Genomic DNA, 18,929 nt, shown 5'->3' with positions numbered 1-18,929 from the left:
TAATCTTTCTTTGCTTATGTTTGTCATAATGAAATTTACCTTAGGAAAGCAAGAACGATTAAAGAGTAGAAAGTTAATTTCACAATTATTTACTGAAGGAAAATCTATTAAAGTTTTTCCTTTAAGAATGGTGTATTTGCAAATTGAACATCATTCAAACTTCCCTGTTCAATGTGGTGTTTCTGTTCCAAAACGAAACTTTAAAAAAGCTGTAGATAGAAATAGAATTAAACGTTTATTAAGGGAAAGTTATCGTTTACAAAAAAATATAGTGTATTCGGAAGTTGATAAACCTTATGTGTTTATGATTTCTTATCTTGCAAAAGAAGAGTGGCAATACGCAGACTTAGAATCCTCAATGGAGAAACTTTTAAAGAAGTTTATCACAAAAATTTCTGAAGATGAGAAATAAAAAAATTTTAATTCTAATTGTTGGTTGTGTAATAATTGTTTCTTTTTCTTTTCAGTCTCGTTTCTTCGAGATTGCAAAACAAATAGAAATTTACAACAATTTATATAAGACACTAAATGTTGACTATATCAACGAAATAAATCCTGGTGAAATTACAACCAAGGCTATAAATAATACCTTAGAAAATTTAGATCCCTACACTCGTTTTTATAATGAGCAACAAGTAGAAGATGCAAAAATTAGGCGTGAAGGTGAATATGGAGGAATTGGAATTTCTTCTTGGTACTCTAAACAAGGAATTACAATACGTACTATAAAAGAAGGATTTCCTGCTGATAAAATTGGTTTAAAAGCTGGTGATATAATTATCGATGTTAATAACCAAAAACTACAAGGTTTAGATAATGAAAACTTGTCTCAAGTTTTAAAAGGAATTCCTGGTACGGCTATTTCATTAGTCGTTAAAAGAGGAGACAAAACATTAAACTTTAAGCTAGAATTAGATAAAATTATTGACGATCCAGTTCCTTATTTTGAGATGATTAATGAAGATACTGGTTATGTTATATTAACTCAATTTACAGTTAGAAAATCTACCGATGGTGTAAGAAATGCTATTAATGTACTGAAAGAAAAAGGGATGAAAAAATTAGTTTTCGACCTAAGAAGTAATCCTGGTGGATCTTTATATGATGCTGTAAATATTACCAATCTATTTATTCCAAGAGGAAAAAGAGTTGTTGACACTAAAGGAAAAACAAAAAAGAATTCTAGAAGTTATACTACTAGTCAAGATGCTTTAGATGAAACATTACCTGTTGTAGTTTTAATTAACGACCGATCTGCATCTGCATCTGAAATTGTATCTGGAGCATTACAAGATTATGATAGAGCTGTCGTTTTAGGTGAACGATCTTTCGGAAAAGGATTAGTTCAACGTTATTTCGATTTACCATATGGTACTCAAATGAAAGCTACAATTTCTAAATATTACACACCTAGTGGAAGATGTATTCAGGAATTAGATTATGCTAATCGTGACTGGAAAACAGGAAAAGTTCCTAAATTTTCTGATGGACAAGTAAATGCCTTTAAAACTGAAAATGGTAGAGCCGTATATGATGGCGGAGGTGTAACTCCTGATGTAAAAATTAATATCTCTAAAAAAACTGAAGAAACTGAAAAACTTTTAAGTTCTAGAGCAATTTTTAATTTTGCTACAGATTATGTGAGAAAAAATCCAAAATCAGATATTAATTCTTTTTCATTTAAGGGTTTTGAAAACTTTAAAACATACTTAAAAACAAAAGACACAGCTTTTGTAACAGAACAAGAAAAGTTATTTAAAGACGCTTATAAAAAACTGAAGAATAAAGATAATCTTGCTTCAGATTACAATCAATTAATTACAAAAATAAAAACGTATAAGGTTCAACAGATTGATAAGAATAAAGATGTTCTGTTAGAAAAAATACAAGACGAAATTTTACAACAATATTTTTATAAGAAAGGAGTTTATCAATACCATTTGAAAAATGATGCAACCATTAAACAAGCGGTTGATATACTAAATGACGAATCTAGATACAATAAAATATTAGGAAACAGCTAAAAAGTTATATGTCGAAAATATATAAAGAAAGAACGAGAGCTCAAGAATCTACAAATGCAATAGAACGATTATACATTTCTATGCGTCACTTATTTAGTCGTGGATTTTATAAGCCTATGGGAGTTTCAGGTGAAACTTTACGTAAATCATTATTATCACTTAGACCAGAAATTTATGGTTCTATTGCTGAAGACAAATCTGAATTAAACGGTTTAAATTATATTATAGAAAGACTTCCTGAAGGAATAGAAGAATGTCAATTCATTAATCTTACAGGAGATGAAGGATATAGAAACTCTAATTTTAAAGCCATAATTCCTCCAAAAAGAAGAAGAAACTGTTATCGAATAGATAAAGATCAAATGAATATTGAGATTACTAGAGGAAGATCTGACATCTATGATATTCTGACTCACCTTACCTTTTTATTCATTGAATCTCACAAAATTAAAGATAGAGTTTTAATTAGTGACGGTAAAAAAACAACTCGTGAGTGGCAAAACTTAGAGGAAACTGTTCTTCATAACAAATCGCTTACCGACCAAGAAAAAGACGTTTTAATCGTTCATCTTGGAAGTATCTTAGGAAGAACATACGAAGAAGTTTATCAAGCTCATAATACTTACGGTACAGAGGAGAATCCACATCGTTTCTTCCAATTAATTTACTGGTTAGGTAAACTTGCAATTAATGAAGAATTGTACGATAAGAAAAGATCTATCCGTTTTAGTTCTGTTTTATCAGAAGAAATCGGACGTCATTATCATGGTGAAATTTGGGCTAATGATATCAAAGAAGCTTTACTTCAAAACGATTTATTAAGTAGACCTATTCATATTATTAGTGCAAACATGCACAGTGTCTTGAATACTTTATATGCTAAAAACGCTTTACCAGAAGAAAATAATTCAGGTTTTGAACTGTATGAATTATTAAGTAACGCAGATAGTAAACCTTTACAAACTACTGTAAAAAATTATGCTTCTGAAAACGGTCTAATTTATTTAAAAGATAAAAGCGGAACTAACATTAATGTTCAAATTATAGACACTGCTAAAGTAAATTTTGACACTACTAAATTTAACAGCCCGAATTCTTCTGCTAAACCAGTAATTATCGTAATGGATTATGCTTTTGGTGAGCAAGCTTACGAAACTATGGATGAGTTGTTAAAACCGTATAAGTGTAATAATGAAATCGTTCATATAAATGTTGAATCAGTTTCTATAATGGGGAAAGCAGGAATTTTAGAAGGTGGTAAAGGAGATATTATGATTCCTTCTTCTCATATTTTTGAAGGTACAGCAGATAACTATCCATTTAAAAATGAACTTAAAAAAGAAGACTTAGAAGGTTTTGGTGTTGAAGTATTTGATGGTGCTATGGTTACTGTATTAGGTACTTCATTACAAAACAAAGATCTTTTAAAATTCTTCCATGACTCAACTTGGGATGTTATCGGATTAGAAATGGAAGGAGCACATTACCAAAAAGCAATTCAATCAGCATCTAAAATTAGAGGTAATATTGGTGAAAATGTGAAAGTAAGATATGCATATTATGCTTCGGATAATCCTTTAGAAACTGGAGCAACATTAGCTTCTGGTGGATTAGGAATGAGTGGTGTAACACCAACATATGCAATCACACAGAAAATACTAGAACAAATCTTAAACGATTAAAAATGTCTGATCAACATCATAAAGAAAATGAAGAAGTAGATTTAGGATCTTTATTCATTATTATAGGAAAAGGGTTTTCTAAACTTTTTAGTTTTATAGGTTCAATCTTTAAAGCTATTTTTAGTTTTCTTATAAATTCATTACTTTTTTTAAAAGCTAATATCATAAAATTAGCAGTAGCAACAATTGTTGGAGGAGCTACAGGAATATTTTTCGAATATAAATCTGGAACGAAATATGTTGCTGATTTATACGTAAAACCTAATTTTGGAAGTGCTAGACAATTATATAACAATATTCAATTTTATGATGATCTTGTAAAACAAAAGCTTGTTGATCAAAAAAATAATACTGATTTATCTAAAATTTTTAATATAACTCCAGAAGATGCCGAATCTTTAAAAAAGTTTACCATTCAACCTGTTATTAATGAAAATGATATTTTAACGTCATTTGACGAATTAATGCAATCTGTAGATACATCTACTGTAAAAAGTTATTCCTACAGAAAATTTAAAGAAACATTTACTGAAGTAGACTATAAGGTTCATAGAATTTCTGTTATTTCTTCTAAAAATGATGTTTTTCAAAAATTAAGCACCCCTATAATTTCATCTATAGTTAATAACGATTATTTTAAAACACTAAAAGGAAATAATAAGAAAAGCCTTTTGGAAACTGATGCTCTATTGAGAAAAAACTTACAGCAAACAGATTCATTACATAATTTATATAAGAAAGTTTTATTAGAAGAGGCTAAAAAATTGTCTCCTGGAACCTCAATTAGTCTACAAGAAAAAGGAAATGCTTCTAACAAAGAGTTACAGCTTTTTAATACTAGTTTAAGGTTAAATAAAGAACTTATCGAGGTAAACGATGATTTATCTGAGAAATCAGAAATAATAAATATTGTTTCTAACTTCCAACCTATTGGACACAAAGTAAAGGAGATACAAAAAAACAAAGGGTTTCAATTTGGGATTATTGGTTTATTTTTAATGATACTTGGCTTATTACTATTAAAATTAAACTCTTATTTGGACACACATAAAAACAAGAAGAAATTTTAAAAATTTTCTGAAAGATTACTTCTATAATCAATAATATGAAAAAAGTAGCTTTAATTACAGGAATTACGGGGCAAGATGGTGCATATTTAGCTGAACTTTTATTAGAAAAAAACTATATAGTTCATGGCATAAAAAGAAGGGCTTCTAGTTTTAATACCAAAAGAATAGATCATTTATATCAAGATCCGCATACTAAAAACAGAAATTTGATTCTTCATTATGGAGACATGTCTGACGGTACTAATCTCATTAGAATTTTACAAGAAGTTCAACCTGATGAAATCTATAACCTTGCAGCCATGAGCCATGTTCATGTATCTTTTGAAACACCTGAATATACTGCTAATGTAGATGGATTAGGAACATTAAGATTATTAGAAGCTATTCGAATTTTAAAACTTGAAAACAAAACTAAAATTTATCAAGCTTCTACATCAGAGCTTTATGGAAAAGTACAAGAAGTTCCACAATCTGAAACTACACCTTTTTACCCAAGAAGTCCATATGGAGTTGCAAAAATGTATGCATATTGGATTACCGTAAATTATAGAGAAGCCTATAATATTTTCGGATGTAATGGAATATTATTTAATCATGAATCGCCAATAAGAGGAGAAACATTTGTAACTAGAAAAATTACTAGAGCAGTTTCTAAAATAGCTCACGGTTTACAAGATAAATTATACTTAGGAAATTTAAATGCTCAAAGAGATTGGGGACATGCAAAAGATTATGTTCGCATGATGTGGATGATTTTACAAGCCGAACAACCAGAAGATTGGGTGATTGCAACAGGCAAAACAACTACAGTAAGAGACTTTGTTAAAATGGCTTTTAATGAAATTAGTGTAGAATTATCTTTTGAAGGAGAAGGTAAAGATGAGAAAGGAATTGTGAAATCATGTAGTAATCCTGATTTTAACTTAGAAATAGGAAAAGAGGTTGTTTCTATCGATCCCCATTATTATCGTCCTACAGAAGTAGATTTATTAATAGGTGATGCAACTAAAGCTAAAGAAAAGCTAGGTTGGGTTCCAGAATACACGTTGGAAGATATGGTGAAAGAAATGATGGAGAGTGATTTAAAGTTAATGGAACGAGAAACCTATTTACAAAAAGGAGGACACGATATTCTAAATAATTATGAATAAATCTTCTAAAATATATGTTGCTGGCCACAGAGGATTAGTAGGAAGCGCAATTGTAAAAAACCTCCAAGAAAAAGGATTTACAAATATTGTTACAAGAACTCATAAAGAACTTGATTTAACAGATCAAATAGCTACAGCCAATTTTTTCGAAAAGGAACAACCAGAGTATGTTTTTTTAGCAGCAGCGAAAGTTGGTGGAATCGTAGCAAATAACACATATCGAGCTGACTTTATTTATGCAAATTTGATGATTCAGAATAATGTAATTCATCAAAGTTATAAGCATAACGTAAAGAAGTTACTTTTCTTGGGAAGTACTTGTATTTATCCAAAGAATGCGCCACAACCTTTGAAGGAAGATTCATTACTTACTAATGAATTAGAATATACTAATGAACCGTATGCAATTGCGAAAATTGCCGGAATTAAAATGTGTGAAAGTTATAATTTACAATACGGAACGAATTTCATTTCAGTAATGCCAACAAACTTATATGGGCCTAATGATAATTTTGATTTAGAAAAGTCTCATGTACTACCAGCTTTAATAAGAAAAATACATTTAGCTAAGTTATTATCTGAAGGAAAAGAATCTGAAATTATTAGTGATTTAAATGTAACTTCAATAGAAGAAGCAAAATCCTATCTATCAAAATTCGGAATATCTTCTGAAAGTGTGGAAATTTGGGGTTCTGGAAAACCAAAACGAGAATTTCTTTGGAGTGAAGATATGGCAGATGCTTGTGTGCACATTATGGAAAAAGTAGATTTTAAAGACACAATTCTGGGTGTGGAACACGATATTAAGAATACTCATATAAATATTGGTACTGGTAAAGAAATATCAATAAAAGAATTAGCTGAATTAATTAAAGAGAAAATTGGTTATCAAGGAGAACTAACGTTTAATACGGATAAACCTGATGGTACCATGAGAAAGGTTACTGACGTATCGAAATTAAACGGCGTTGGTTGGAAACATTCAGTTGAACTCAATGATGGAATTGATAAAATGTACGAATGGTATAAAGCAAAAAAAGTGAATCAACTTGTTTAGTAAGGAAGGAAAAACATCTTGGGCATTTTTAGATCAGGCTTTAGTATCAGGAACTAATTTCTTATCAAATATACTGTTAGCCAAATATTTGGGCATTGAGGAATTTGGTGTTTATGTGATTATCGTTCTTGGAATGTTATTGTTTACTTTAATATTTCAATCGTTAGTCACAATTCCAATGATGAATATCACACCAAAAGTTTCTTTAAAAAACGAGTATTTAAAGGTTGTTAAAATTCAAAGTATTGGTTTCAGCTTGTTACTTTCGCTACTTGCATTTTTAATGATAAATTTAAGTTGGATATTTAATAAGAATTGGGATTTATCTGACTATTCTCTATTAATTACATTACTAATTTTTGTAACCTTAAATCAAGATTTTGTAAGACGTTATTTTTATGTAAAAGAAACTCCAAAGCTTAGTTTTTTTTCTGATCTTTTGCGAAATAGCTTATTCCTCGGAGCAACAACTTCTTTATTCCTTTTTTATGATATTACGTTAAGGAAAACACTGCTAATATTAACAATCGCAAACTTATTAGGAGTTATTCCTTTTTACGCTATTTACAAGAATTTAAAAGTAAACTTAGAAAATTTTAAAGTTCACTTTTTTAGAAATTGGATGTTCTCTAAATGGCTTTTAGCAAGCTCTATAATACAATGGGTTTCAGACAACACATTTATGCTGGGAGCGGGAGCGTTTCTTGGAGCTACCGCCGTTGGAGCTCAAAAAGCCGCACAAAGTTTATTTGGTATCACTCATATTTTTTTTCATGCTTTAGATAACATTGTACCTCTTAAAATTGCGACTTACATTAAAGATAATGATCAAACCAGTATCGTAAAATACATAGTTCGTTTAATTTTTGTTGGTCTTTTTGTCGTTGGAGTTTTCACTTTATTATTTTTAGTCTTTAAAAATACTTTGTTTGAAACAATTTTCAACAAAGATTATTTACCATACACTTATTTACTGTATTATATAGCTATATTTTATATTTCATTGGCGTTAACAAATCCAATAATATATTTAATAAAAGCTACGGAAAATACGAAAGTGTTATTTTTAGCTCAAGCTATAATTTCAATGTTATTTTTGGGTGTTGTAAAATTAATAACTAATAAATATGGAGTTTTAGCTCAGCCTATCTCATCTATTTTATATCAAGTAATTTTTATTTCTGTTATCCTTATTTATTTTAAAAGTAATTTTATCAATATAGTTCACAAGGTTATTGATAAAACAAAACAATTAGAATGCTAGTTTTGTATTATGGAATTAACACTATTAATTTTAGCTGTACTCTTTTTAATATTCTTACTGAATAGAGGATTGAAATACTACTTGTTAAGTCCAGTATATATTTACATTCTTTTTAGTGTACTTTCTTTAGGATTGTCTACCCTTTACTTTTATTATTATGAACCTAAGATTTCTCTTTTCAATTTGGATAAAGTTTCTGAAGGATCTTTTTTTAGTGTAATAAAAATGTATTTGCATGCACTTGTCGCATTTTTAATTGGTGCTGTTATATATTATGACTTATCTGGTAAAAAGAATAAGCTACTATTTAATAAAAACTTTACAGAGTATTTATTCATTAAATATAAATCGAGTTCTTCATTAAAGCTTGAAATTATTGCTCCAATTATGGTTTTCAGTATTATTGGAATGTATTTTTTACTATATGGGAATGGTATTTTTAAAAGAGAATATTATATAAATGAAGCAAGTCGCGGGTTAAAAATCATTATACAACTACTATCTTTTATTACTGTTATAATTTTAGGTTTATTAAATAAAAAGAGTAAAACTCTGAGTTTCTCTTTATTTTTTCTACTTATAACTATTTCCATAGGAACTGGTTCTAGAAGTACTTTTTTATACTATATAGTTTATGTTGTTTTACTGTTTTTACTAGGAGGAAATACACTTTTCAATAAAAGTAGATTGTACGTAAACTTAATTTTTGGATTCATTTTTCTGAGTTTTTTAACAGGACTACGAATGCTTAAGAGTCATGGATTAATTCCATATCTTTCTAGTATAACCGATGAGTTTAATGGGGAAACTCAAAATATAGCATTCAATATTTATTACTCTTTTATTTTTGGTGTATATGTTACCATTGGAACATTAAAAAAAGCTGTTTTCGATTTTGGGATTATACTAACTAATTTGAGCCCTCTACCAGGAAGATTTACCGACTGGTATAAATATGCAGATCAAATGAGATTAAATGTATATGCTCCTTTTTCTCTACACGGAAGAGTCTTTAAAACAGGACTATTATTCACATATGTTTATTTCTTCTTAAATGGAGTAATTTATATGTATTTTGAAAAAAAAATTAGAATCTTTCTAAAAGAAAGAAAAATTTTTTTAGCTATTTTATTGTTGATATTTTTATGTCTTTATATAGTTTTTTCTTTTGAGTACAACATGAGATCTGCGATAAGAATGATTTATTATGCTGGTTTTATATTATTAATAAGATATATCTATTTACAAATAATAAAGAATTTACCAACTAAATGAAAAAAATAATAATTAACACAATTTGTGCATTTGGTACTTTACCTTTATTACCTAACTCATTAAAGGGTATACCAATATACTTACTTTTTGTCTTAAGTATTATACTTGTTAGAAAATCAGAAAATTCAATTAAATTTCCATATAAGAAAGTTGTCATAACAAGTTCTTTATATTTAATCTTATTACCTAGTTTATTATATAGTGAAAACTTATTCAGAATAGATAAACAACTAAGTTCTAGAATAGCTTTATTATTAATACCTATAACTTTCGGGTTATTATATAAATCCCATTTTAAAATTTCAGAGAAAATTATTCGCAGATTATCAAAAACTTATACTTTTTGTGCTATTATTTTCGCTATTGTAATTATTATTTATTTAGGATATTTAGGTGTTTTTACTAATAAAATGAGCTTGCATGATGCAATGTCTTATATAAATAATGAAATGCGCCCTATAAATCAACATGCTATATATGCTTCTATTTTTTTAGCTGTTCCTTTAATTTTTAGCATGGTTGCTTTTTTTAAATCGAAACGAAAAGGCAAAAACTTAATCTATTTTCTTTTGGAAATAATCCCAATGTCTATTGGTCTTATTTTAATGTCTAAAAAAGGGGTGCTTTTAGCTACATTAGCTTCATCAATTTTTTTAATAATTTACTTTTACAAATCAATAAAAAGCAGAATAATTATATTTTTTAGTTTAGGTGTATTTTTAGTTTTAATTTTTCAAGTTCCTAGAGTTAAATTATTATTTTCAGAATTAGTTAAGAAAGAAACCTATACTAAGGTAAGCTCCAAAAACTCAACCAGTATTAGATATGCTATTTATTACTGTGCTATTTCAAAAATAAAAGAATCGCCAATATTTGGTTATGGTTTAGGGGATGTAAAAAATGAATTAAAAAAATGCTACAAAGAAAATAGTCTTTTTAGTAACCCAAATGAATATTACAATTCACATAATCAATATATAAGTTATTACTTAACAACAGGAATATTTGCATTATTTACAATAGTTTTTTTCTTTATTAACTTGTTATATAAAGGAGTGAAAGATTATGATGGATTATTAATTGGACTAGTTATTTTTTTTTCAATAACAATGCTTTTCGAAAATATTCTTGAAAGACAATCAGGATTAACAATTTTTTCGTTTTTAATAACATGTTTATATTTTTATGAAAAAGAGTAAAAAAGTTTTATTAATTGGTCCTTTTCCAGACCCTATATCTGGTGTGTCATTAGCAAATAAAATTGTAAGAGATTTATTAAAAAAAGAAGAAAGTTTTGATGTTTCTTTTATCAATACCTCTAATCCTAATTTCAGTGAAGATTTAGGTTCATTCTCTTTAAAAAAAATGTTCTTTTATCTAAAACTAAATTTCAACTTATATAAAGTTTTTAAAAATAATATTATTTATATCACTCCTGGTCAAACTTTTTTTGGAATAATAAAATATTCCGTTTTCATTTTGTTATCTAAGTTCTTAAGAAAAGAACTTATTATTCACGTTCATGGAAATCATTTAATTGATTGTTATCATAATTTACAAGGGATTAAAAAACGTGTTTTTAAAAATCTAGTATCTAAATTCTCAAAAGGAATAGTTTTATCTGAATCTTTAAAAAGAAATTTATCTCCGTTTATTAAAGATGAAAAAATATTTATTCTTTATAATTTTGCTGAAGATTACCTAAAAATAGGAGAAACAAAGAAGGAATTCGAAAAAGTAAAGCTTGTTTTTTTAAGTAATCTTATGCAAGAAAAAGGAATTCTTTTTCTATTAGATGCTTTAAAAAAATTGGAAGAAAATAAAATAAATTATGAAGCTAAAATTGCAGGTAACATTGACGAAAATTTAAAAAATATAATTGTTAAAAAACTAAACAAATTAAATCATACCGAATATATTGGTGTTGTAAACGGAAATAATAAGAAAGAATTACTTCTTTGGAGTAATACTTTCATTTTACCAACCTTTTATAAAATGGAAGGTCAGCCTATTTCAATATTAGAAGCATTAGCTAGTCAAAATTATATCATAACAACTAAACATGCAGGCATAACAGATATTATTGATCAAAATATTCATGGTAAATTTGTAGAACAACAAAGTATAGAAAGTATATATAAAGCAGTAAGTGATTTAAGCCTAAACTTAAATGAACTCAAAGAAATAGCTCAAAATAACAGTACGTATTTTCAACAAAAATTTTCACTCGATCTCTTTAAAGAGAATTTTATTAAAATATTGAATGCATAAAAAACAAGATTTAAACACATTTAAACTACCTAAAAATTTTAGAGGAAGAAATCCATTTATAGTTCAACTTTGGTGGATTGTTCAAAGTGTTCTTTTTAGAACTTCACCTCAATTTTTATATGGTTGGAGACGTTTTTTATTACGTTTGTTTGGGGCTAAAATTGGCAAGAATGTTATTATTCGACCTACAGTTAGAGTTACTTATCCATGGAAATTAAATATTGGTGATTATTCTTGGATTGGTGACGATGTTGTTCTTTATAATTTAGGTAATATTAACATTGGAAATAATGTGGTTATCTCTCAAAAATCATATATCTGTACAGGATCTCATGACTATACCATTCCCTCCTTCCCTATTTACGCTAAAGAAATTATTATTGAAGATGAATGTTGGCTAGCTACAGATGTTTTTGTTGCACCTGGAATTACTATTGGTAAACAATCTGTTATTGGCTCTAGAAGTAGTGTTTATAAAAATATTCCTGCAAATAAAATTTGCTACGGAACCCCATTAAAAATAGTAAAAGATAGAAATTAATTCTACAACCACTTTACATGACCAATAATCAATTAAACATAACTATAATTTCACCTTTCTTTTTTCCTGAACCGATTTCTACTGGAAAATTTAATACTGAAATGGCTCTTGCTCTAAAAGAAAAAGGACATCATGTAAAAGTATTATGTTTTCATCCTTTTTATCCAAGCTGGAAAATCAGTAAAAGTTCAAAACAAATTGATGGTATAGAAATAATCCGTGGAGGAAAATTCCTTCGTTTTCCGAATAATGCCACATTACGTAGAGTTATTTTAGAAATAAGTTTTTGTCTTTTCATTTTGAGAAATATTTTAAAATTAAGAAAAAATACAGATATCATTATTCCTGTTTTTCCTCCTAGTTTAGCTTTTTATTTTACTCAGTTTTTTTTTAAAAAAAGCACAAAAAAAGTAGGAATGATTCATGATTTACAAGAAATATACGCCAATCAAAAAACTAGTATAATAAGTAAAGTAATTGCAAAGAGTATTCATGTAGTAGAAAAAGGATGTTACCAATCTTGTGATTCATTAATTTTCTTATCCCAAGAAATGAAAGACTTTGCTCAAAGTATGTATGATTTACCTACTTCGAAATTAAAAGTTCAATATCCGTTTATTACAATTGACTCAGAAAATTTCACAAATGATCTGGAAGATATATTACCTAACACATACCAACATATTGTATACTCTGGAGCATTAGGAGAAAAGCAAAACCCACAAGGTTTATATAATTTATTTGACTTTTGTTCTGAACAACTTGATGGAGTTCTATTTCATATTTTTTCTCAAGGAAATCATTTCGAAGAATTAAAAGGAAAAAATAAAAACACTAAAATTAAGTTTCATTCATTAGTTCCTAAAAACAATATTGAAGAATTATACCGTAGAAGCAACATTCAAATTGTACCTCAACTTGCAGGAACTTCTAAAGGTTCTCTTCCTTCTAAACTTCCTAATTTATTAGTAAGCGGAGTTAATGTTGTTTGTATTACAGACAAAGGAAGTGAAATTGAACTTCTGTTTAAAAAAAATAACTTTAAAACAATAGTGACATCTTGGGATACAGAAAAAATTAAAGATATATTTGAAGAGTTACTCAAAGATGACTTTGATAAATCGAATCAAATAGAAGTAAGCAAAAAATTATTCCTTATCGATTCAATGATTGATAAAATATTAAACTAATTAAGATTGATTTCAAAACTGATTAAAAACACCAATATTTTACTCTTGATAGTAGATCTACTACTCATCAATATGGTTGTATATTTTGTTTTTGAAAAAATTCATCAAAGTTTTCAATTTCACACTTATATTTCTGTTTTTTGGTGTGTTACTTCTATTTTCACCAGCTATTACAAAGTTTACAGATTTACAAACTTTTACAGATTACTTAGGTTAACAGTAGTACAAGGATTATTTTTTACACTTGTTTTTTTCGCCTATTTCGGAATTTTTAAAGAGGGAGAAGTTGTTAATACGCAATTTAAAACTTTAGTAATAACCTTAGGTTCATTAGCTTTATTTAAACTTATTTCTTTTCTAATTTTAAAAAAAATAAGACAATCTGGAAGTAATTTTAAAAAAGTAATTTTCTTTGAAAAAGATGATACTACCAAAAAAATGATCAAACTTTTTCAAAATAAAACAAGTCTAGGGTATTCTTTTCTTGGTTACTTTTCAAATAAAACAATTGATGATTCGAATTACCTAGGAAATGAAAGTGAGCTATATGAGTTTCTTAGAGAAAATGAAATTGATGAAATATATGCTACACTTTCAAACTTAAAGAAAGCACAAGTAAAAAAACTTACTAAGTATACCAGTTTACATAATATAACTTTAAAACTAATTCCAGATTCTAAAGAATTTTATAGCAAAAGTAGAAATGTAGAATTTTACGATAATACATTAAAAGTATTGAGTGTTAAAAAGCTTCCTTTCGACTTAATTGAAAATAGAATCATCAAGCGTATTTTCGATATTCTTTTTTCTTCATTTGTTTGTTTGTTCATTATTTCTTGGCTGTACCCAATATTATGGATATTAATCAAAATTGAATCTCGAGGCCCTGCAATTTTTAAACAAGAACGAGAAGGTTTTAATGGGAATGAATTTATTTGTTATAAATTCAGATCTATGTATGTTAATAAACAAGCAAACAAAGTTCACGCTACAAAAAACGACAGTAGAATTACTCCTATAGGTGCATTTTTAAGAAAAACAAGTTTAGATGAAATTCCTCAATTCTTTAATGTACTATTAGGAAATATGAGTGTAGTTGGACCTCGACCACATTTAGAAAGCTTAGCTCTTGAGTATCAAAAAGATGTTGACAATTATTTAGAACGACACGCTGTGAAACCAGGTATAACTGGTTTAGCGCAAATCAGTGGTTATAGAGGCGAAATAAGAAAGAAATCAGATATTAAAAATAGAGTTCGCTTAGATATTTTTTATATCGAAAATTGGTCATTTATGTTAGATATAAAAATTGTTGTTAGTACAGTATTAAACGTTTTCAAGGGCGATGAAAATGCTTATTAATGGATAATTATACCGACATAACAGCTTGTATTGTATTATATAATGAAAATATTAGTGATTTAGAAAATGCTGTTAATTCCTTTTTAAACATTTCTAACTTTACAAAACACCTTTTTTTAGTAGACAATTCACCTCAACAGAACTTACCTCTAAGATTAAAAAACCACCCCGATGTTACCTATATCTTTAACAATGAAAACTTAGGTTTTGCTAAAGCTCAAAATCTTGTAATAGATAAAATTAAGGACTCTAAATACCACTTAGTTTTAAATCCAGATGTAACTTTTAAACCTAATATTATACAGCAACTAATTGAAACATTAAGAAATAAAATTAATGTAGCCGTAATTACTCCTAAAATTCAATTTCCAAACGGAAAACATCAACACAACGTAAGGAAATATCCTACTTTTTTTGATTTAATAATTAGAAAACTAAAAATTTTTAAGAGTAGAATTCATGAACAAGAGTACAGAAATGAAGATTTAACCAAACCTTTTTTTCCAGAAGCGATACATGGCTGTTTTATGTTATTTAAAACTGAAGATTTTGTTACTTTAAATGGTTTTGATGAACGTTACTTCTTGTATATGGAAGATATTGATATCTGTAAAAAAATAGATCAGATAGGTAAGAAAAAATTATACTATCCTAAAGTAAAAGTTTCACATGTTTTAAAACAAGGATCTTCTAAAAACATCAAATTATTTCTTTACCATTTATCTTCTGCTTTTAAGTATTTTGTGAAATGGTGAAAAATCAATTCATAATTATCATTGATAAGTCATCAATGCTTTTGGCAAAGCTTTCTGGGTATAATAAATAATAATTAACCACCGACAATTGAGCATTGAAATGTTAGATATATCCTAATTGAATAGCTTTTTTTACTAAACCTGCATTTGTCTTTATTTGAAGTTTAAAAAAGATATTTTTTTTGTGTGTTTCTACTGTATGTTTACTTAAAAACAATTTTGTTGCTATTTCTTCTACAGTTAATTCTTCAGCTATCAATTGTATAATTTCTTTTTCTCTCTTAGTTACTATCGTTTTAGAAAATGTCAAATTCTCTACTTCAGATAATTCATCGTAAAAAAAAGTTCCTTTGTTAAGTACAATCTCTTTAATTGCTTTTATAACTGTTGATATAGATGTGTCTTTAAGTAAATAACCATTATAAAAATTTCGTTCGTTATGTAAAGGAGCAAACATACTAATGGCTAATACCCTTATATTTGGATTTGTTTTTTTGATAGATTTAATAAACTCTATTCCATTAATTTCTGGCATAGATATGTCGGTAATCACTAAGTCTAATTCTTCTTTTTTTATGCATAAAAGTGCCTTCTTAGGATTCGTAAACGTAGCTAGAATTTTTATAAAATCATACTCCTGTAAAGCTGCTTTCAAACCTTGTAAAAAAAGATTATGATCGTCAACTAATATTAAATTAACCTTCCTCATCTTCTTTAGGAATTTTTATAATTACACTTGTTCCTTCATTTTCTTTAGAATCTATAATAAACTCTCCTTTTAAATAGCTTATCCTTTCTTTAATATTTTGTAACCCTATTCCATTAGGAACTTTATTTGTATTAAAACCAATACCATCATCTTCAATAACAAGTATAATTTCATCGGAAATTGTTAAAGATAATTGCACTAATTCTGCTTTTGCGTGTTTATAAATATTATTCAAAACTTCTTGAATACTACGATATAAAAAAGTCTTCTGTTTATTTGTTATAGCTTTCACAGCTTCTTCTGGAAATAAATAAATCTCTATTGAAAAATGGTTCTTATATCGTTCTTTTAAGGTTTGTAATAAATTTTGAAAAGGTTGTAATTCACTAAAACTTGTACTTAAACTGTGAGATAGTAAACGAACTTCCTTAGAAACTGTTTTTAAATTATTAGTTAAAGCTAAACTATGCTCTTTATTAGGTAAACTAGAAGCTAAATGTAATATACCCGAAAGCTGCCCTCCTATTCCATCATGCAATTCTAAAGCAATTCTGTTTTTTTCTTTCTCCTCTCCTTCTATATAACCTTCAACTCGTTTTAGTTTTTCATTTTGCTTTAATTGTTCTTTTTCTTGTAAAAACAATTGTTTTTCTTGTGTTCGAATTACCTTTTGAGATTTTGCTCTATACCTGTATAAGAAAACTAACAACAGTAATACAAAAAGGACTAATCCTCCTAAACCTATAATAAGCTTACGTTGTTTGGCTTCTAAAGCTTGCTTCTCTTCCAAATACGCAATCTGATTATTCTTTTTCTCTACATCATATTCAGTTTGTAAACGTTCAAAAGTTTTACTTTTTTCAACAGTAAATAAACTATCTTTTAGCTCCATATATTTCTCCTGAATCAAAAAACCTTCTTTAAATTGATCATCAAAATATAAGGCTTCAGAGAAAATCCAGTACATGTGAGCAATCTCACTTCTATCTACATATTTACTATAAGAACTCAATGCTTTCTTATATAACTCAATTGCTCTTTTGTATTTTTTCTGATTATGATAATAAGTAGCTAATGCACCTGTTGTATAATAAAGTCCAACATCATCAGAAATAGCAAGACTAATTTTCTCTGACTTTTTTATATTCTCTAGTCCTTTAGGATAATTTTCTTGTTGAATATAAACGTCTCCAAGATTAAAGTAGATTAAAGTTCTCAAATACTCATTATTTTCATCTTTAATTATATTTAATGCTTTATTATAGTAATAAATACTACTATCCTTATTTATTTTTTGATAAATCCCTCCTAATGAACTATAACTTCTTGCTTTATTATCTGTGTTATCAAAATTTTCATTTTTAATATTCGATTTAAGTATATCTATTGCTTGTTTTTCATTCTTTGTTCTATTTAACAACCTTGCTTTTCTGTTCAAAACTTTATGTAACAAAAAATTATTTTCAAGCTCTTCTGCGATATTCAATGCTTTTTCTGTAGCTTTTAACGATTCCGTGTATTTTATTTCTTCTCTATAGATTCTTCCTAAAATAATATAAGACAAACATAAAATTGTCTGGTTATTTCCTTTAATTGCTAATGCTATAGCTCGATCTACATCTATTCTTGCTTCTTTAAGTAAATTATATCTAAAGTAAATTTCTGACCTATTGTAAAATGATATAGCTTTCAAAGAATCGCTTTCTATATTATCATTAAAATTTATTGCATATTCTGCATATTCTTTTGCTTTGTTAAGATCAATGTTTCTTACTTTTTCATAAAGTTTATGATAAGCTATAGTTTCTTGAGAAAAAGAAATAAAACAACTAAATAGAAGAAATAATACTACACGTTTAAAAATTATAGGCATAAAATATTTTAGAATTTCAATTTTTAAAGTCTAAAAATACCATAAATATGGTAGTCTTTACTTACTAATTATTTACCAAATTTGTAACCATGAAAAAAGTAATAATACGGGGGGCATTAATTTTAAGCTTTTTCATAAATCATCTTACTGTTTTTAGCCAAACAAAAGAATGTGGAATTAATGGAGAACCAATAGTAAAAAGTGGTGCCGTTTTTAATTTAAATTTAGTTCAATGTAATAACGATCTTACGATAACTACACTAATGGAAGATACTTCTGTTAGTGGATATATTAAAGTAAGTAACTCAAAGAGAATTAGAATTATCCCTAAAGATGGATATCAAATAAGAATACTTGCAGTTCCTAACAGTTCTGATGATGCTGATAATTCCGAAGACTCTGAAGATATTAAAAATCGTCCGGGTGATAGAACAAAATTAACAGGTACGAAAGGATCAGATAGAGGTAAAACAGATTTAGAAGTAATAATTTACCCGAATCCTGTAGAAAATATTTTGAATATTAAATCTAAAGTTCCGATTACAAATTATAAGATTTTAAACACCTACGGAAACACAATTTTACAAGGAGGTTCTTTACACACTAACGCAACTATTTCAGTAAATACACTAACAAAAGGAATGTATTTTTTAATTGTACAAGCTGAAGATCAAATAATAACAGAAATATTCTATAAAAATTAAA

17 protein-coding genes are annotated in these 18,929 nt (G+C 27.4%); 15 read left to right on the top strand and 2 right to left on the bottom strand.

All coding sequences use genetic code 11. The annotated features are described in order from the left end of the window. The first annotated feature begins 28 nt into the window (after window positions 1-28). From rnpA to Q1A46_RS11590, 14 genes are read left to right on the top strand one after another with little or no spacing between them, the layout of a single operon-like run. Window positions 29-412 (top strand): ribonuclease P protein component, encoded by a 384-nt coding sequence (rnpA, locus tag Q1A46_RS11655; protein WP_299678517.1) that lies wholly within the window; start codon window positions 29-31, stop codon window positions 410-412. Then, window positions 402-2,024, top strand: coding sequence for a S41 family peptidase (locus Q1A46_RS11650; protein WP_299678514.1), 1,623 nt, complete (start codon window positions 402-404; stop codon window positions 2,022-2,024). The genes rnpA and Q1A46_RS11650 overlap by 11 nt, the downstream gene beginning before the upstream one ends. 8 nt (window positions 2,025-2,032) lie before the next feature. Then, window positions 2,033-3,706 carry a hypothetical protein gene (locus Q1A46_RS11645; protein WP_299678511.1) on the top strand — a complete coding sequence of 558 codons (1,674 nt, stop codon included), beginning with the start codon at window positions 2,033-2,035 and terminating at the stop codon, window positions 3,704-3,706. Between the two features lie 2 nt (window positions 3,707-3,708). After that, complete coding sequence (locus Q1A46_RS11640) at window positions 3,709-4,776, top strand: hypothetical protein (protein WP_299678508.1); 1,068 nt, start codon at window positions 3,709-3,711, stop codon at window positions 4,774-4,776. A 35-nt stretch (window positions 4,777-4,811) separates the two neighbouring features. Further along, entirely contained in the window at window positions 4,812-5,927 is a 1,116-nt protein-coding gene (gene gmd / locus Q1A46_RS11635) for a GDP-mannose 4,6-dehydratase (RefSeq protein WP_299678505.1), read from the top strand. After that, entirely contained in the window at window positions 5,920-6,984 is a 1,065-nt protein-coding gene (locus tag Q1A46_RS11630; RefSeq protein ID WP_299678502.1) for a GDP-L-fucose synthase, read from the top strand. The genes gmd and Q1A46_RS11630 overlap by 8 nt, the downstream gene beginning before the upstream one ends. After that, entirely contained in the window at window positions 6,977-8,248 is a 1,272-nt protein-coding gene (locus Q1A46_RS11625; RefSeq protein WP_299678499.1) for a lipopolysaccharide biosynthesis protein, read from the top strand. Before Q1A46_RS11630 ends, Q1A46_RS11625 begins: the two co-directional genes overlap by 8 nt. A gap of 9 nt (window positions 8,249-8,257) precedes the next feature. Then, window positions 8,258-9,523, top strand: a complete 1,266-nt coding sequence (locus Q1A46_RS11620; protein WP_299678496.1) for an O-antigen polymerase — start codon at window positions 8,258-8,260, stop codon at window positions 9,521-9,523. Continuing rightward, the gene (locus Q1A46_RS11615; protein ID WP_299678493.1) at window positions 9,520-10,722 is read left to right on the top strand and encodes an O-antigen ligase; all 1,203 of its coding nucleotides are present in this window, start codon (window positions 9,520-9,522) and stop codon (window positions 10,720-10,722) included. The genes Q1A46_RS11620 and Q1A46_RS11615 overlap by 4 nt, the downstream gene beginning before the upstream one ends. Then, window positions 10,709-11,794: a glycosyltransferase family 4 protein gene (locus Q1A46_RS11610; RefSeq protein WP_299678490.1), complete on the top strand. Its 1,086-nt coding sequence runs from the start codon at window positions 10,709-10,711 to the stop codon at window positions 11,792-11,794. Before Q1A46_RS11615 ends, Q1A46_RS11610 begins: the two co-directional genes overlap by 14 nt. After that, window positions 11,787-12,335 carry a putative colanic acid biosynthesis acetyltransferase gene (locus Q1A46_RS11605; RefSeq protein WP_299678487.1) on the top strand — a complete coding sequence of 183 codons (549 nt, stop codon included), beginning with the start codon at window positions 11,787-11,789 and terminating at the stop codon, window positions 12,333-12,335. The genes Q1A46_RS11610 and Q1A46_RS11605 overlap by 8 nt, the downstream gene beginning before the upstream one ends. Window positions 12,336-12,352: 17 nt before the next feature. Further along, entirely contained in the window at window positions 12,353-13,525 is a 1,173-nt protein-coding gene (locus tag Q1A46_RS11600) for a glycosyltransferase (protein ID WP_299678484.1), read from the top strand. A gap of 6 nt (window positions 13,526-13,531) precedes the next feature. Further along, window positions 13,532-14,887 (top strand): undecaprenyl-phosphate glucose phosphotransferase, encoded by a 1,356-nt coding sequence (locus Q1A46_RS11595; RefSeq protein ID WP_299678481.1) that lies wholly within the window; start codon window positions 13,532-13,534, stop codon window positions 14,885-14,887. Further along, the gene (locus Q1A46_RS11590) at window positions 14,887-15,642 is read left to right on the top strand and encodes a glycosyltransferase family 2 protein (RefSeq protein ID WP_299678478.1); all 756 of its coding nucleotides are present in this window, start codon (window positions 14,887-14,889) and stop codon (window positions 15,640-15,642) included. Before Q1A46_RS11595 ends, Q1A46_RS11590 begins: the two co-directional genes overlap by 1 nt. A gap of 103 nt (window positions 15,643-15,745) precedes the next feature. Here Q1A46_RS11590 and Q1A46_RS11585 read toward each other — a convergent pair whose 3' ends face one another. Continuing rightward, window positions 15,746-16,351, bottom strand: coding sequence for a response regulator (locus Q1A46_RS11585; RefSeq protein ID WP_299678475.1), 606 nt, complete (start codon window positions 16,349-16,351; stop codon window positions 15,746-15,748). Further along, window positions 16,338-18,224 carry a tetratricopeptide repeat-containing sensor histidine kinase gene (locus Q1A46_RS11580; RefSeq protein WP_299678472.1) on the bottom strand — a complete coding sequence of 629 codons (1,887 nt, stop codon included), beginning with the start codon at window positions 18,222-18,224 and terminating at the stop codon, window positions 16,338-16,340. The genes Q1A46_RS11585 and Q1A46_RS11580 overlap by 14 nt, the downstream gene beginning before the upstream one ends. Window positions 18,225-18,313: 89 nt before the next feature. Here Q1A46_RS11580 and Q1A46_RS11575 point away from each other — a divergent pair, with 89 nt between their 5' ends. Continuing rightward, window positions 18,314-18,928, top strand: a complete 615-nt coding sequence (locus tag Q1A46_RS11575) for a T9SS type A sorting domain-containing protein (protein WP_299678469.1) — start codon at window positions 18,314-18,316, stop codon at window positions 18,926-18,928. The last annotated feature ends 1 nt before the right edge of the window (window position 18,929 follow it).

The sequence above is a fragment of the uncultured Tenacibaculum sp. genome, assembly GCF_947502995.1.
In the GTDB taxonomy this organism is placed as follows: domain Bacteria; phylum Bacteroidota; class Bacteroidia; order Flavobacteriales; family Flavobacteriaceae; genus Polaribacter.
This window is presented reverse-complemented; position numbering and strand designations above follow the sequence as displayed.